This window comes from Sorangium sp. So ce321 (assembly GCF_051530195.1).
Classification (GTDB): domain Bacteria; phylum Myxococcota_A; class Polyangia; order Polyangiales; family Polyangiaceae; genus Sorangium.
Map to the genome: position 1 here is coordinate 11,466,826 of NZ_CP150329.1, position 15,631 is coordinate 11,482,456.

The 15,631-nt window shown below is 73.8% G+C and carries 13 protein-coding genes; 8 read left to right on the forward strand and 5 right to left on the reverse strand.

Annotated elements, in window-relative coordinates; genetic code table 11:
- Positions 1-236: 236 nt before the first annotated feature.
- Complete coding sequence (locus WME89_RS42550; RefSeq protein ID WP_438005298.1) at positions 237-827, forward strand: Uma2 family endonuclease; 591 nt, start codon at positions 237-239, stop codon at positions 825-827.
- A gap of 33 nt (positions 828-860) precedes the next feature.
- Here WME89_RS42550 and WME89_RS42555 read toward each other — a convergent pair whose 3' ends face one another.
- A complete protein-coding gene (locus tag WME89_RS42555; RefSeq protein WP_438005299.1) occupies positions 861-1,760 on the reverse strand; it encodes a LysR family transcriptional regulator in 900 nt (299 codons plus the stop codon).
- 145 nt (positions 1,761-1,905) lie between these two features.
- Here WME89_RS42555 and WME89_RS42560 point away from each other — a divergent pair, with 145 nt between their 5' ends.
- The 5 genes from WME89_RS42560 (at position 1,906) to WME89_RS42580 (ending at position 7,578) form a co-directional block, all read left to right on the forward strand.
- Positions 1,906-2,529, forward strand: a complete 624-nt coding sequence (locus WME89_RS42560; RefSeq protein WP_438005300.1) for a glutathione S-transferase family protein — start codon at positions 1,906-1,908, stop codon at positions 2,527-2,529.
- Positions 2,526-3,539: a pyridoxamine 5'-phosphate oxidase family protein gene (locus WME89_RS42565; RefSeq protein WP_438005301.1), complete on the forward strand. Its 1,014-nt coding sequence runs from the start codon at positions 2,526-2,528 to the stop codon at positions 3,537-3,539. The genes WME89_RS42560 and WME89_RS42565 overlap by 4 nt, the downstream gene beginning before the upstream one ends.
- 180 nt (positions 3,540-3,719) lie before the next feature.
- The gene (locus WME89_RS42570; RefSeq protein ID WP_438005302.1) at positions 3,720-5,258 is read left to right on the forward strand and encodes a sensor histidine kinase; all 1,539 of its coding nucleotides are present in this window, start codon (positions 3,720-3,722) and stop codon (positions 5,256-5,258) included.
- A gap of 41 nt (positions 5,259-5,299) precedes the next feature.
- The gene (locus WME89_RS42575) at positions 5,300-6,688 is read left to right on the forward strand and encodes a sigma-54-dependent transcriptional regulator (RefSeq protein ID WP_438005303.1); all 1,389 of its coding nucleotides are present in this window, start codon (positions 5,300-5,302) and stop codon (positions 6,686-6,688) included.
- 419 nt (positions 6,689-7,107) lie between these two features.
- Entirely contained in the window at positions 7,108-7,578 is a 471-nt protein-coding gene (locus tag WME89_RS42580; protein ID WP_437620529.1) for a response regulator, read from the forward strand.
- A 24-nt stretch (positions 7,579-7,602) separates the two neighbouring features.
- Here the strand turns inward: WME89_RS42580 and WME89_RS42585 are convergent, their stop codons facing one another.
- Complete coding sequence (locus tag WME89_RS42585; protein ID WP_438005304.1) at positions 7,603-8,619, reverse strand: Rieske 2Fe-2S domain-containing protein; 1,017 nt, start codon at positions 8,617-8,619, stop codon at positions 7,603-7,605.
- Between the two features lie 77 nt (positions 8,620-8,696).
- Here WME89_RS42585 and WME89_RS42590 point away from each other — a divergent pair, with 77 nt between their 5' ends.
- Positions 8,697-9,752, forward strand: coding sequence for an AraC family transcriptional regulator ligand-binding domain-containing protein (locus WME89_RS42590; RefSeq protein ID WP_438005305.1), 1,056 nt, complete (start codon positions 8,697-8,699; stop codon positions 9,750-9,752).
- A gap of 393 nt (positions 9,753-10,145) precedes the next feature.
- Positions 10,146-11,204 carry an alpha/beta hydrolase gene (locus WME89_RS42595; RefSeq protein ID WP_438005306.1) on the forward strand — a complete coding sequence of 353 codons (1,059 nt, stop codon included), beginning with the start codon at positions 10,146-10,148 and terminating at the stop codon, positions 11,202-11,204.
- 11 nt (positions 11,205-11,215) lie between these two features.
- On the opposite strand, the gene WME89_RS42600 is transcribed toward WME89_RS42595, so the two are convergent.
- The 3 genes from WME89_RS42600 to WME89_RS42610 all read right to left on the reverse strand — a co-directional run bounded on the left by WME89_RS42600 (position 11,216) and on the right by WME89_RS42610 (position 15,604).
- Positions 11,216-12,385: a hypothetical protein gene (locus tag WME89_RS42600; protein WP_438005307.1), complete on the reverse strand. Its 1,170-nt coding sequence runs from the start codon at positions 12,383-12,385 to the stop codon at positions 11,216-11,218.
- Between the two features lie 86 nt (positions 12,386-12,471).
- Positions 12,472-14,487, reverse strand: coding sequence for a PAS domain-containing hybrid sensor histidine kinase/response regulator (locus WME89_RS42605; RefSeq protein WP_438005308.1), 2,016 nt, complete (start codon positions 14,485-14,487; stop codon positions 12,472-12,474).
- Positions 14,477-15,604: a hybrid sensor histidine kinase/response regulator gene (locus tag WME89_RS42610; protein WP_438005309.1), complete on the reverse strand. Its 1,128-nt coding sequence runs from the start codon at positions 15,602-15,604 to the stop codon at positions 14,477-14,479. The genes WME89_RS42605 and WME89_RS42610 overlap by 11 nt, the downstream gene beginning before the upstream one ends.
- Positions 15,605-15,631: the final 27 nt, after the last annotated feature.

Here is a 15,631-nt window from a genome sequence, read left to right on the forward strand (position 1 = left end):
ATCTGAACGTTTCGGAAACGTCAAGCCCACTGCGCCGCCGACCCCGAGTCGACATCGTCCTGCCCGTGCCCCGAGGTCGCCGACATCAAGCCGCCGGACCCGCACGTGCACGCGCTCGGGCTTGTCCTGGCGGTCGCTGTCGTGGCCCTGCGCCGATGAGCGCCTCGACGGCGCGCCGCCTTGGTCCTGCTCCTCATCGTCTTGCCCTGCCGCCCGCCCCCGGGCAGGCTTCGGGCATGGGCCAGCCAGCCGAGAAGCAGCGCAGTGCCACGTACGCCGACCTCGAAGCCGTCCCGGCGAACAAGGTGGCGGAGCTCATCGGCGGCGTGCTCCACGTCCTGCCCCGACCGGCGCCGCGCCACGCCAACGCGAGCTCGGTCCTGGGGATCAAGGTCGGCGGCCCCTTCGGCCTCGGCGATGGTGGGCCGGGCGGCTGGTGGATCCTGGACGAGCCGGAGCTGCACTTCCCCGCCCCGGGCGCCCCGGGCGAGGTCGACGCGCTCGTCCCCGACCTCGCCGGCTGGCGGCGCGAGCGGATGCCGGAGCTGCCGGAGACGGCCTTCTTCCCGCTCGCCCCGGATTGGGTCTGCGAGGTCCTGAGCCCGTCGACCGAGGAGGTCGACCGCGAGGAGAAGATGCCGATCTACGCTCGCGAGGGCGTGCGGTACGCATGGCTGGTCGACCCGATCGCGCGGACGTTGGAGGCCTCCTCGCTCGTCTCGGGCCGGGGCTGGGGGCCCGCCGTCGTCCACCGGGGCGCTGCGCGCGTGCGAGTCGAGCCCTTCGAGGCCATCGAGCTCGACCTCTCGGTGCTCTGGGCGACATAGCAGACCGCCGCGCCGTTCGAGTCCCGGGGAGCATCAGCGGAGCCACGTCTCGGACCGGAGCCGCTCGACGAGGAAATCGACGAAGGCCCGCACGCGCGCCGCCGCGCGCCGGCCCTCGGCGTGGACGACGTGGACCGGGACCGGCGGGGGCTCGAACGCGGGGAGCACGATCTGGAGGCGCCCGGCGCGCAGCTCGGGGCCGATCTGGTAGGAAAGGACCCGCGCGAGCCCGCGTCCTGCCACGGCCGCCGCGACGGCGACGTCGGCGGTGTTGACGAGGAGCTGGGAAGACGGGAGGACCTTCTCGACCCGCGATCCCGACGCGAACGACCACTCCGCGGGAGAGGCCGTCTGCGAGAAGCCGATGGTGTCGAGCTGCGCCAGGTCGGCCGGTCGTCCGGGCGCGCCGCGCGCGGCCAGGTAGGCCGGCGACGCGCAGACCACCAGCCGCACCGAGCCGACGCGGATCGCGCTCAGGGACGAGTCCGGCAGGTGGGCGATCCGCACGGCGACGTCGACCCCCTCGTCGAGCAGCTCGACGATGCGGTCGACGAGCAGCGTCCGCGCCGACACCTGCGGGTGGCGCGCCAGGAAGTCGAAGATGGCCGGCGCGACGAACATCCGCCCGAACGACACGGACGCCGTCACCGCGAGCTGCCCCCGCAGCGCGGCGTGGGACCCGGCCGCCGACGCCTCGGCCTCCTCGATCTCGCCGAGGATCCGCTTGCAGTCCGCGAGGAACCGCGTGCCCGCCTCGGTCAACCGGACGATGCGCGTCGTGCGGTGCAGGAGCCGCGTGCCGATCCGCTCCTCGAGCGCGGCGATGGCCCGCGTCACCGCCGGCGCCGACATGGACAGGCGCCGCGCCGCGGGCGCGAAGCCCTCCTCCTCGGCGACGGCGACGAAGACGCGCATGGTTTCCAGGCGATCCATCGGATTATTCCAGTTCCTGCAACAGTCCATTGTCAAGCGCGGCCATTACCGTCGGCGACCGCAACGGGCATGTTGGGCTGGCGAGCGAGGCAGGCACGCGCTGCCTGTGCCGCCTCGCCCGACCTCCCGTCGAAAGGAAACGTCGATGACCACTCCTGAAAGCCCCATCCGCCTTTATCGACACCCGCTCTCGGGGCACTCGCACCGCGTGGAGCTGTTCCTGTCGCTGCTGCGGCTCCCGTTCGAGCTCGTCGACATCGACCTGAAGAACGGCGCTCAGCGGACTCCCGAGTTCCTGAGCAAGAACGCGTTCGGCCAGGTGCCGGTCATCGAGGACGGCGACCTGACGCTGGCGGACAGCAACGCGATCCTCGTTTATCTGGCGACGCGATACGACCCGTCGGGGCGCTGGCTCCCGCGCGACGCTGTCGCGGCGGCGAGCGTGCAGCGGTGGCTGTCCGTCGCCGCAGGGCGGCTCTTCGCGGGGCCCGGGACAGCGCGCCTCGCGAACGTGTTCGGCATCAAGCTGGATCACGAGCGCGCCAGGGCGATCGCCGTCGAGCTCTTCGCCGTGCTCGACAAGCACCTGGCGACGCAGCGCTTCCTCGCCGGCGATGCGCCGACGATCGCGGACATCGCGATGTACACCTACACGGCGCACGCGCCGGAGGGCGGCGTGTCGCTGGACCCCTATCCCCACGTGCGCGCGTGGCTCGCTCGTGTGGAGGACCTGCCCGGCTTCGTGCCGATGCAGAGGACGCTCTCGTGACACCCCTGCCCGACTGGCCCGGTGACGGGTCGCCCTATCACCAGGGCGAGATGTCCGTGCAGGCGCGCGCCGGCGCGCGCGAGCGGGCCGAGAGGGCCGGGCGCCGGATCATCCGGGACTTCATGCCCGACCAGCACCGAGAGCTGTTCACGAAGCTGCCCTTTCTGCTCGTCGGAAGCCTCGACGCGCAGCGCCGGCCATGGGCCTCGATCCTCGTGGGGCGGCCGGGGTTCATCGCGTCCCCGGATCCGCGGACGCTCGCCGTGAGCGCGCGCCCCGCCGCCGGCGGCCCGATGAGCGCGCGCCTCGTGGCCGGCGCGCCGGTCGGGCTGCTCGGCATCCAGCTCGAGACCCGCCGCCGCAACCGCATGAATGGCACCATCGTCGAGGCCGGCGAAGGCGGGTTCATCGTGAAGGTCGGCCAGAGCTTCGGCAATTGCGCGCAGTACATCCAGGCGCGAGAGCCGGTGTTCGTGAGGGACCCCGACGAGGCCGCCGCGCCGCGCCCGGCGCAGGCGGAGGGGCCGGCCCTGTCGGCCGGGGCGGCGGCGCTGATCCGCCGCGCGGACACGTTCTTCATCGCGACCGCCGCGTCGTCCGCGGGCGGGGGCAGCGCGATCGAGGGGGCCGACGTCTCCCACCGGGGCGGCAAGCCCGGCTTCGTGCGCGTGACCGAGGAGGACGGCCGCACCGTCCTGACCTCGCCCGATTTCGCCGGCAACCTCGCCTTCAACACGTTCGGCAACCTGGCGCTCGATCCGCGCGCCGGGGTGCTCTTCGTCGACTTCGCCACCGGCGGGCTGCTGTCGCTGACCGGAGAGGCCGAGGTCATCTGGGACGGCCCGGAGCTCGCGGCCTTCGCCGGCGCCCAGCGGCTCCTGCGGTTCCGCGTGGCCGAGGGCGTCCGGGTGGAGGACGCGGTGCCGCTGCGCTGGTCGGCGCCGGTGGCGGCGCCGCAGCTCGCGGCGACCGGATCGTGGGAGGACGTCGAGCGCGCGACCGCGGGGTGAGCCGAGGAGCTGCTGCCGGCGAAGCGCGGCGCCCCGCGCGCCTCGCGGTGCGCCGCCCTCGAGGGGCCGGTCCAGGGGAGTTTTGCCCCACCCGGGGAGTTCCGGGGCGCCCCGGGGCGGCGGGCGCCCCCGCGCGACGTTTTGAGAACGCGCACGCGTCCTGCATCCTCTCGAGACCTCATGCGCCTCGCCAGCAAGCTCACCCTGGCCCTCGTCCTCGTCATGTGCGTCGTGCTGAGCCTCTACGGCTACCTCTCGGTCCGGCGCGAGCGGGCGCTGTTCGAGACGGACATGCGGCGCGACGAGCACCTCATCGGCATCGCCCTGCGCGCGGCGGTCATCGAGATCTGGCGCCGGGACGGGATGAACGAGGCGCTCCGCGTGCTCGGCGAGGCGAGCGAGCGAGAGGACGGCGTGACCTTCCGCTGGGTGTGGCTCGACGCGCCGGCCGGGGGCCGCTACGCGCCAGCGCTGCCCGCCGCCGACATCGCCGAGCTCTCCCGGGGCGCCGAGGTGTTCCGCCTCCAGCGCGAGGGCGACAGGAGCGGGCGCTTCTACACCTACGCGCCCGTGGCCGTGGATCCCGCGCGCGTCGGCGCCATCGAGATCTCCGAGTCGCTCGAGGAGGAGGAGACGTACGTCCACGCGAGCGTGGTCAACACCGTGATCAGCATCGTCGCCCTCGCGGCGCTGAGCGGCCTCCTGGCGATGACCTTCGGGCAGCTCCTCGTCGGGCGCCCCACGCAGCGGCTGGTCGACAAGACCCGGCGCATCGGGGAGGGCGACCTGGGCGGCCCGCTGCTCCTGCCGCAGCGCGACGAGCTCGGCCAGATCGCCCGCGAGATCAACGCGATGTGCGACAACCTCGCCGAGGCGCGCGAGCGCGCCGCCCGGGAGACGACCGCGCGCATCGCCGCGCTGGAGCAGCTCCGGCACGCCGACCGGCTCGGCACCGTGGGCAAGCTCGCCTCGGGCCTCGCGCACGAGCTCGGCACGCCGCTCAACGTGGTCGGCGGCCGCGCCAAGATGATCGCCCGCGGCCTGTCGCCCGAGGAGACGGCGGAGAGCGCCCGCATCATCGCCGAGCAGGCGGACCGGATGACGAAGATCATCCGGCAGCTGCTCGACTTCGCGCGCCGCCGGGTCGCGCACAAGGCGCCGGCCGACCTGGCGCACATCGCGCGCCAGACGCTGGTGCTGCTCGAGCCCCTCGCCCGCAAGCGGGGCGTGACGCTGCGCCTCGACGAGGGGGGCGGCGCCCCGGCGCGCGCCGAGGTGGACGCCGGGCAGATGCAGCAGGTGCTCACGAACCTCGTGATCAACGGCATGCAGTCGATGAAGCGGGGCGGTGAGCTCACGGTCCGGGTCGAGCGCGCGCGCGCGCGCCCGCCGGCCGATCACGGCGGCGCCGAGGGCGAGCACCTCGCGATCCGGGTGATCGACCGTGGCGAGGGGATCGAGCCCGGGAACGTCTCCCGCATCTTCGAGCCCTTCTTCACGACGAAGGACGTCGGCGAGGGCACCGGCCTCGGGCTGAGCGTCTCCTACGGCATCGTGCGCGAGCATGGCGGCTGGATCGACGTGGAGAGCGAGCTCGGCGAGGGCTCGACCTTCACGGTGTACCTCGCCTCGAGCGGCGACGGCGCGGCGAGGCCGGCGGCCGGGGACGACGGCGCGCCCTCGCCGCGGCGGGGCGGGGCGGCGGGAGCGGCGGCGTAGCCGCGGGCGAGGGGCCATACTGTGCGAGCAGTCGAGGAGACATGGGCAGGCGAGCGCTGATCATCGACGACGACGAGGCCATGTGCGCATGGCTGGCGGCGGACCTCCGCACGCGCGGCGTGGAGGCGACGACCCGGACATCGCCGACGGCGGCGCTCGCGCTGCTCGAGGAGGACGAGGGCTTCGACGTCATCCTCACCGACCTGAACATGCGCGGCATGAACGGGATCGAGGTCTGCGGCCGCGCGGCCGAGATCCGGCCGGACGTGCCGGTCGTGGTGATCACCGCGTTCGGCAGCATCGAGACCGCCGTGGAGGCGATCCGCGCGGGCGCGTACGACTACGTGACCAAGCCGGTCGACATCGAGACGCTGGCGCTGGCACTGGAGCGGGCGATCGCCCACCACGCGCTCAAGGCCGAGGTGCGGCGGCTGCGCCGCGCCGTGGCCGGGCCCGGCGCGTTCCCGGACCTCCTCGGCCGGAGCGCGGCGATGCGGCGGGTGCAGGACGTGATCGAGCGGATCGCCGACGCGGACGCGACGGTGCTCATCACGGGCGAGAGCGGGACCGGCAAGGAGGTCGTCGCGCGGGCGCTGCACGAGCGGAGCCGGCGCAAGGACGGGCCGTTCGTGGCGGTCAACTGCGCGGCGGTGCCGGAGTCGCTGATCGAGAGCGAGCTGTTCGGCCACGTGCGGGGCGCCTTCACCGACGCGCGCACGACGCGCTCCGGGCTGTTCGTCGAGGCGAACGGCGGGACGCTGCTCCTCGACGAGATCGGGGAGCTGCCGCTCGCGGTGCAAGCGAAGCTGCTCCGCGCCCTGCAGGAGCGGCGGGTGCGCCCGGTGGGCGGCAGCGCGGAGGTGCCGTTCGACGCGCGCATCGTGGCCGCGACGAACCGCGATCTCGACGAGGCGGTGGAGGAGCGCCGCTTCCGGGAGGACCTGTACTACCGGATCAACGTGCTCCACGTGGAGCTGCCGCCGGTGCGGGCGCGGGGCAGCGACGTGCTCCTGCTCGCGCAGCGCTTCCTGGAGGACTGCGCGGCGCGCTCGGGCAAGGAGGGGGTGATCGGCCTGTCGCCGGCGGCGGCCGAGCGGCTGCTCGCGTACTCGTGGCCGGGCAACGTGCGGGAGATCCAGAACTGCATCGAGCGGGCGGTGGCGCTCACGCGGTACGAGGAGATCACGGTGGACGACCTGCCGGCGAAGATCCGGGAGCACCGTCCCTCGCACGTCATCGTGGCCGCGGACGATCCGTCGGAGCTCGTGCCGCTCGAGGCGGTGGAGCGCCGCTACATCCTGCGGGTGCTCGAGGCCGCGGGGGGGAACAAGACGCTCGCGGCGCGGATCCTCGGGCTCGATCGGAAGACGCTGCACCGCAAGCTGGAGCGGTGGGAGCCGCCCGCCGGGGTGGCGTCGAAGGGCGGCTGAGGGCGCGGAAGAATACCTCGGGCGGGGAAGGGCGCCCCACCCGGCGCGGGACGACGCGAGGCGGCAACCTGGGTCGGCAGCTCAACCTGGGTCGGCAGCTCAACCTGGGTCGGGAGCTCAACCTGGGTCGGCAGCTCAACCTGGGTCGGGGGCGGCAACCTGGGTCGGCAGCTCAACCTGGGTCGGCAGCTCAACCTGGGTCGGGAGCTCAACCTGGGTCGGCAGCTCAACCTGGGTCGGGGGCGGCAACCTGGGTCGGCAGCTCAACCTGGGTCGGCAGCTCAACCTGGGTCGGCAGCTCAACCTGGGTCGGTTCCACCACCCAACCCGGGTCGGTTCGCGTCCGCCGCAACCTCGGTCGGTTCGCGTCCGGCGGTCGGCACGCTGCCTGCACAGGGGAAGCTGAAGGAGAAAACCCGATGACCCCCGAGCTGCTCCGCGACCGTGCTTCGTCCGTGAATCTGCTCTCCGAACCCTCGCCCGCCCTCGCGCCCAGCGAGCGCCCGTTCCGCGTGCTGCTCGCCGAGGACGATCGGGAGCTGCGGCGGCTGCTCGCCACCGCCCTCCGCCGCGACGGCTACGAGGTCCTCGAGGCCCGCGACGGCAACCACCTCCTCGAGCTCATGGGCGAGTCGCTGGTGTCCAGCGGCGGCGCCCCGCCCGATCTCGTGGTGAGCGACGTCCGCATGCCGGGCAGGAGCGGCATGGAGCTCCTGGCCGGGCTGCGCCGGGAAGACTGGTCCACGCCGGTCGTCCTCATCACCGCGTTCGGCGACCCGGAGACCCACGCGGAGGCCTACCGCCTGGGCGCCGACGCGGTCCTGGACAAGCCGCTCGACGTGGACGACCTGCGGGTCGTCGTCCAGACCCTCATCGCGATGCGCGGTTGACCCGCCGCACGGCCCCGCGCTGCATCACCCCGCCTCGACCGGCAGCCGGCGCGGCCCCTCCGCGCGCTGCGCCCTCAGCCGCGCCCGCCGCATCTTGTGCCACGCGAGGACCCCCGCGTCCGCCCGCACGAAGCGGCACGCCTCCACGTCCGCGTCGCGCGGCTCCGAGGACGCGAGCACCCGCTCGTCGCCCGGCTGGATCAGCCAGAACTCCATCGAGAGCCCGAGCCACGCGAGCGCTCGGCCGATCACCGGCACCGGCATGTAGTACCGCGCCAGGATCGCCGTCCGCCCCGCGTCGATCGGCGCGCAACCCGCCATGCCCGCCATGCGCCCCCCGAACGACAGGCGCAGCACGCCAGGGAAGCGCACCTCGATCTCAAACTTCCACCCCCGACGCCCATCCCAGGGCTTCCCGTCCTCGTGGCGGAGCACCCCTTCGGTGTGGATGACGTCGCCCTCCACGCGGACCTCGTACGGATCGAGCAGAGCGCCGACCCCTGGCACCCAGGGGCGGTGCGCGAACGGCACGTGGTGGATGTCGAGCATGCCCTCCATCGCGCGCGCGAACGGCACGTCCCACGCCACCGACGTCGTGTGGGCGTGCCGCTCGTCGGGCGGCATGCCGTCGAACCACGGCAGCGGCGGCAGCTCCGCGGGCCGCTCGCCCCACCAGAGCCACACGAAGCCGCGGTGCTCGCGCGCCTCGAAGCGCGTGAGCGCGAGCGCGTCGCCCCCGCCGCGCGCGCGCCCCTCGCACGGGATCGCGACGCAGCGCCCGTCGCCGGCGTAGCGGAAGCCGTGGTACGGGCACTCGATCGCCCCGCCCACGACCCGCCCCAGGCTGAGGTCCGCGCCGCGGTGCGGGCAGGCCGCCCGCGCCGCCACGAGGGCGCCGCGCTCATCGCGGAACAGCACGATGCGCGTCCCGAAGCGCTCGACGGCGACCGGCCGCTTGCCCACGGCGGACGCGTCCGCGATGATGTACCAGGCGCCCTCGACGAACGCGCCGTGCCCTTCCTCGATGCCGTGCCTTCGCATGTTGCTCCTCCGCTCGCCCGAGAACGTGCGGCGCGCCCGGCGGGAGCGCCGTGACAGCGCGCGCCACAAGGGCTGACATGCGGCGCCAGGCCGGAAGGGCGCCGGCGCGCGCGCCGACCGTCTGGGCCCGCACCGCCGCGCAGCTCGCGGACTACGCGGCGGAGCGCGGGGCCGACCGGGCGGCCCTGATCGAGGCCGCGGGGCTCACGGCCGCGGCGCTCGCCGACCCTGACGCGCGCGTGCCGCTCGCGGCGTTCTACGCGCTGGTCGAGGCCGCGGTGGCGGCCGCCGCTGATCCGCACCTCGGCCTCGGGTTCGCGGGGCGCTTCCAGCCGGAGCAGTTCGACGCGCTCGGCTTCCTGGCCACGAGCAGCCCCACCCTGGGCGAGGCGTTCCGCCGGATGCTCCGCTACCAGCAGCTCTGGAACGAGGGCGAGCGCTACACGCTGGAGATCCGCGAGCGCCGCGCGCACATCGCGTTCACGCCGTTCGGGCCCGACCGCCCGGCCCACGGCCAGATGGCGGAGATGTTCGCGTTCGACGCGCTCGTGAACGCCGGGCGCATGTGCGGCGCCCCGATCCGGGCGGTCGCGGTGCGCTTCCGCCACGCGCCGGCGGCCGATCCGGAGGAGAAGGCGCGGCGGCTCGGCGCGGCGGTGCAGTTCGAGGCGCCGCAGACCGAGCTGGTCCTGCCGGCGGAGGCGCTCGACCTGCCGCTGCCGCACGCGAACGAGGCGCTCGCCGCCTTCCTGGAGCGCCAGGTGGGCGCCATCGCGGCGCAGCTCCCGGGGGCGGCGTCGCCCGCGCCGGCGCTCGCGGACCGCGTGCGGGCGCTCCTCGGCGAGCGGCTGCGCGAGGGGGCCGACCTGGGCGCGCTCGCCGGGCGCCTGCGGATGAGCCCGCGCACGCTCCAGCGCCGCCTGAGCGACGAGGGGACGTCGCTCCACGCCCTGCTCGACGAGGTCCGGCGCGGCCGCGCGGCGGCGCTCCTGGAGGCGGACATGGCGATCGGGGAGGTCGCCTACCTGCTCGGCTACTCGGAGCCGAGCGCGTTCCACCGGGCGTTCCGGCGCTGGACCGGCGAGACGCCGGAGGCGTTCCGCGCCCGGGCCAGGGACACCGCGCCGCGCTGAGCGCGCGGCGGCGCGCGCAGCGTCCAGCGCGCGGCGTGGAGAGGCCCCCTCTCCCGCGCCCCGGAGGGCGGAGGAGCCCCTGGACGGCGGCGTACGCGCCGTACCAGGGCGCAGGACCTTGCCCCCGCCGCGCGCCTGCATCTGCGGTCTCCCTCGCGTCGAGCCGGATTATATATTATTTGTATCATATGAACATTGTGACATATGATGCCTGTATCCCATGACAGGAGCTCGCGTCGATGATCACGTCGATGATCACGTCGATGATCACGTCGACACGATCGACGCGATCGCCACGAGCTGCCGCTCCAGGCCGCCAACAACGCACGAGGAGGCGCTCATGAGGCTCGCGAACGAGGTCCTTCCCGCTGGCTCGCAGGAAAGGAGCGCCCGATGATCTGGCTCTTCACTGGCCTCGTCGCGGCCACGGCGCTGGTCCTGTGCTGGCGCTCGCTCGTTCGCCGGTCCCGCTTCGCGCGCGCCCCGGCGCCCCGGCGCGAGCGCGAGGAGCGCGAGGAAGGGACGGTGGAGACCGTGGAGTTCCCTGCCTCCGACGGCACGCGCCTCGAAGGCTGGCTGTTCCTGCCCCGCGCGCCGCGCGCGCCGCTCGTCGTGATGGCGCCCGGGCTGACGGGGACGAAGGACGGGCACCTCGAGCCCTTTGCCTGGCGCTTCGTGCGGCGGGGCATGGCGGTGCTCCTGTTCGACTACCGCTGCTTCGGCGGCTCCGACGGAGAGCCGCGCCACTGGGCCGATCCCGCTCGACACCGCGAAGACTACGAGTCCGCGCTCCGCTTCGCGCGAGGGCCGCTCGCCAGCCACGGCCGCGTCGACGCCGGGCGAATCGCCCTCTGGGGCTCGAGCTTCTCCGGCGGCACCGCCCTCGTGACAGCGGCGCGCGACGCCGGCATCCGCGCCGTCGTGGCCCAGGCGCCGTTCCTCGAGACCCCGCCGAGCCAGGAGCCCTCCGGCCTGTCGCTCCTGCGCTACATGCTCTGGACGACGCTCGACCTCTCGCGCCTCTTGCCGCCCATCTACGTGCCGGTCTTCGGCCGCCCCGGGGAATGGGCCTTCGCGACGAGCGTCGAGAGCCCGCGCCGGGGCGACCCGCAGGACCCGGCGGCGCCGCTCTTCTGGCGCACGCTGCCGCGGCCGCCGCGCGGCGGCTGGGAGAACAGGATGCTCGCGCGCATGCTCGCGACCTTCGACGCGTTCCGCCCCATGGACGCCGCCGCCGAGGTGCGGTGCCCCGTCCTGCTCGTCGCCGCCGATCGCGACGACCTCGTGCCGAGGGCCTTCGTCGAGCGCGCCCACCGCGCGATCCGCTCGGCGGACAAGCGCCTCGACGTCCTCCCGTGCGGGCACTTCGACCTCTACGTCGGGCCGTTCTTCGCCCGGAACGCGGCGTCACAGGCCGACTTCCTGGCCCGACAGCTCGGCGTCGGGCCGTGACGCTCAGCGCGTCAGCGCCTCGACATCCACGCCCTTCGCTCCTCCTTCTTCTCGGCGAGGTCCCAGCGGTGCATCACGCCGAGGGAGAACTGCTGCTGATCGAAGCCGCCGTCGAGGATCGGCACCATGGTCCACGGCTCGGCCTTGTCGCCCCGGTCGAGCACGGCGACGCGCAAGTAAAGGTCCCAGTCGTCGACGTACGAATACGCGGTGCCCACATAGACGTTGAGGCGCGTCGTGGGCGCGAGGAAGCCCGAGGGGTCAGGATCGTGGTTGCCGGGGTTGTGCAGCACGGGAAAGCGCAGGTCCACCCCGAGCCACAGGGTGAATGCCCGCACCGGCGTGCGCAGGATGGTCTCGGCGTCCACCACGACCTCGCCGAGCCAGAAGGGCTGCTCGGTGTCCTTGGCGAAGTCGAGGTGCGTGAAGGCGCCGCCCAGCGCGCCCTGGAAGACAAGCGTGCTGTGCGCGGCGCGCTTGGCCTGGAGGAGGAGCTCCCCGCCCTCCCAGAGCCCGAGATCGGCGAGGAGCGGCCCGCCCGCGAGGCGGAGGGTCAGCGCCTGGCCGTCGCCGAGCGCCACCCGGCCCGCGAGCGAGCCGTTCTGGGGAACGAGCTCGTCCGCAGTGTCCGGCTGCTTCACCAGCAACGCCATCGCGGCCGCGAGCTCCACCGGGCCAAAGGAGTAACGACCGTTCAAGGACAGGAGCCCCACGTCGGTGAACGCGAGCCCCTCGCCGTCGGGGTCGCGGCCGAGCGAGAGCTCGCTCGTGACCAGGGTCATCTCCCCGCCAATCTCCAGCCCGCCGGCAGGCAGCAGCAGCGAGTTCGTGGAGAGCGCGCGCACGCTGCTGGAGTCGAAGCTGGCGCTCATCTCCCGCGTGGGGAGCTCGACCTGGGGCGCGATCGCGGGCAGCCCGCCCGGAGGCGCCGGCGGCGGCGTGGCCTGCTCGATGGGCGCTACCCGCTCGGAAGGCGCGGCCTGCTCGATGGGTGCGGCCTGCTCGGAAGGCGCGGACGGCGCCGGGGGCTGCCCGGACGGCACAGCCGACGCCGGGGGCTGCCCGGACGGCGGCGGCTGCTGCTCGGCCGGCCCGGCCGGGCGAGGCGGGACCTGGGCGCGCGCGAGATCGAGGGAGAGACCGATGCCCAGGAGGACGCCGAGCGCCGCAGCAAGCCGCATGGCGCGCGAGCATACGCGCGAACGCGCCCGAGCGGCCACGGCCGTCAAGCGCCCTCGCAGAAGCCCAGCCCTCCGGCGCCGCCGCTTCAGGGCGCCGCCGGGACGAGCAGCAGCTCCTCGAGCACCGCGGTCAGCTCGTCGACCCTCACCGGCTTCGTGAGATAGCGGTAGAACCCGGCCTCCTCGGCGCGGCGGGTGTCCCGCAGCATCGCGGCCGCGCTGAGCGCGATGACGGGAATCGCGCGGGTCTCCGGCCACTCCTGCAGCTTGCGCATCGCCTCATAGCCGCTCATGCCGGGAAGGTTGATATCCATGATGACGGCGTGGGGCCGCCGCGCCCGCGCGAGCTCGATGCCGATCTCGGCGCTCGGCGCGACGATCAGGTCGATCCGGTCGAGCTCCGAGATGAGCGCCTCCATGAAGGCGATGTTCGACGGGTTGTCCTCCACATAAAGGATGGCGTAGCGGGCCTCGCCGGCCCCGGCGAGCGGCGAGGCGTCCGCGCGCGGCTCGGGCGCTCCCGAGGCGTCCTCCGCCTTCACCTCGTGCGCGGGGAGCTCGATCCAGAACTCCGACCCTTCGCCCGGCGCGCTGCGGAAGCCGACGCCGCCGCCCATCATCTCCGCGAGCCGCTTCGTGATGGCGAGCCCGATCCCCGTCCCCTCGATCGGCCCCGTCTCCTGGCCGGCGCGCTGGAAGGGCTGGAAGATCTTCGCGTGCTGCTCGCGCGCGATGCCCATGCCGTCGTCCGCCACCGAGACCCGCACGCGCCCGCTCTCGGGCACCGACACGGCGAACGTGGCGTGCCCCCCCTTCCGGCCGTACTTGATCGCGTTCGAGCCGTAGTTCATGAGGATCTGCGCGAACCGCGTCCGGTCCGCCGTGATCTTCGGGAGCCCCGCGGGGAGGGGCGTCACGGAGAGCTCGACGCCCGCGCGCAGCGCCATCGGGTCCAGCGTCGCCTGCACCTCGGCCAGCACCTCGGGGACGCTCACGGGCTCGAGCGACACCGCCACGCGGCCCGCCTCGATGCGCGAGAGGTCCAGGATGTCGTCGATGAGCTTGAGCAGGTGCTCGCCGCCCTTCATGACGTGCTCGATCCGCTCCTTCTGGCGATCGGTGAGCGGCGTCTTCCGGTCCCGGTGGAGGAGCTGCGCGAAGCCGAGGATCGCGTTGAGCGGCGTGCGGAGCTCGTGGCTCATCGAGGCGAGGAACTCGCTCTTCGCGGAGCTGGCGGCCTCGGCGAGGGCCCGCGCCTTGCGGAGCTCCTCGGCGCGCTGCACGTCGCCGGTCATGTCCCAGATCGTGCACACGGTCGCCCCCTCGGCCGTGCGGCGCTCGGTCAGGCGCAGGCTGCGCCCGTCGCTCGAGCAGAGCTCCACGGTGCCGCTCGGCGCCGCGTGGTAGGCGAGCAGCCGCGCGCGGAGCGCGGTCTGGGGCTCGCCGTCGGGGGCGAAGAGCCCCGAGCCGAGGCTCTCCTCGAGGAGCTCGCCGTAGCTCCGCCCGACGATGGGGCCGCTCGCGCGCGCGCCGAGCCAGTGCCGGTACGCGCTGTTGCAGAGCGCGAGCCGGTCCTCCGCGTCGAACACGGCGAACGCGCCCTGGGTGCTCTCCACCGCGCTCCGCAGGAGGTCGCTGGAGCGCTGCGCCGCCGCCTCCAGGCGCTTGCGCTCGCTGATGTCGCGGATGGCGCTCGACACGAGCGTGCCGCCGGCGGTCGAGAGCGGGCTCAAGCTGATCTCGATCGGGAACTCGCCGCCGTCCTTCCGCCGGCCGAACAGCTCGAGCCCCGACCCCATCGGGCGCGCCCTGGGCGCGGCCGTGAACGTCGAGCGGTGGGCGACGTGAGAGCGCTGAAACCGCTCCGGCAGGAGGATCTCGACGAGGCGGCCGAGCAGCTCGCCGCGCTCGTAGCCGAACATCCGCTCGGTCTGCAGGTTGACGAACACGACCCGCCCCCGCTCGTCGACGACCACCATGGCGTCGGGCGCCGCGTCGATGAGCTGGCGGAACTTCTCGTCGTCGAGCTGCTGCGATCGGGGCCCATCAGGCGCCTGCTCGGGCGCAGGCAGGCGCTCGCCGGAGGGCGGTTCATGCGTCATCGGGGAGCCTCACACAGAAGATCGCGCCAGGCGCGTTGTCCTCGACCCAGATGCGCCCGCCGTGCGCCTCGACCGCCATCTTGCAGAACGCGAGGCCGAGGCCGCGGCCGGCGCGGTGGAGGTCGTCGGCGTCGCCCCCGAGCTGGACGAAGCGATCGAACACCCGCGCGCGCATCTCGGCGGGGACGCCCGGCCCCGAGTCCGCCACGCGGAGCTCCACCGCGGCGCCGTCCTTCGCGGCGCTCACGGCCACCGCGGACCCGACCGGGGCGTGGTGGATCGCGTTCTCCAGGAGGTTCTCGATCGTGCGGCGGAGCAGGTCCGGGTCGGCCCGGACGGCGGGCGCGTCGATGGCCTCGCGCAGCGAGACCGACCGGGAGCTCGCGCGCAGATCGAGCGCGGCGAACACCTCGAGCACGAGCGCGCGGAGGTCGACGCGCGCGCGCTCGGGCGCGAGCCTCCCCTCCTCGCTCTTGCTGATGTCCAGCAGGTTGTAGATGAGCCGCAGGAGCGACCGCGCCTGGTCGCGGATGTGCCGCGCGGAGTCGCGCGCCGCCTCCGGGAGCGCGCGGTCCCGGAGCAGGTACTGCGCGTGCAGGTCCATGCTGCTCACCGGGTTCTTCAGATCGTGCACGACGAAGGCGGTGAGCTGCTCCTTCTGGAGCTGGAGCCGCATGAGCGCGTCCCGCTGCTGCTTCACGAGCTCGACGTGCTCGCGCAGCTCCGCGCCGAGCCGGCGCACCCGGAGCGCGGCCTGCACCCGGGCGAGGAGCTCCGACGGGCGGACGGGCTTCGTCAGGAAGTCGTCGCCCCCGGCGCGCAGCGCGCTGTCGAACGTGTCGACATCGCGGAGCGCGGTCAGGAACACGATCGGCGCGGTCGCGCCGCCGGGCAGGTCGCGGATCCGGGCGCACACGGCGAAGCCGTCCATCCCCGGCATCCGCACGTCGAGCAGCACGCAGTCCGGCCGGTGGCGCTCGAACTCCCGGATCGCCTCCTCGCCCGTGACGGCGAGCACGACCTCGTAGCCGTCGTCCTCGAACGTCGCCTGAGCCAGGGCGCGGTTCTGCTCGTTGTCGTCGACGACGAGCACCTTGGACCGCGATCCCTGCTCCATCCGCCCTCGGCTCTCGGCGCGAGAGTA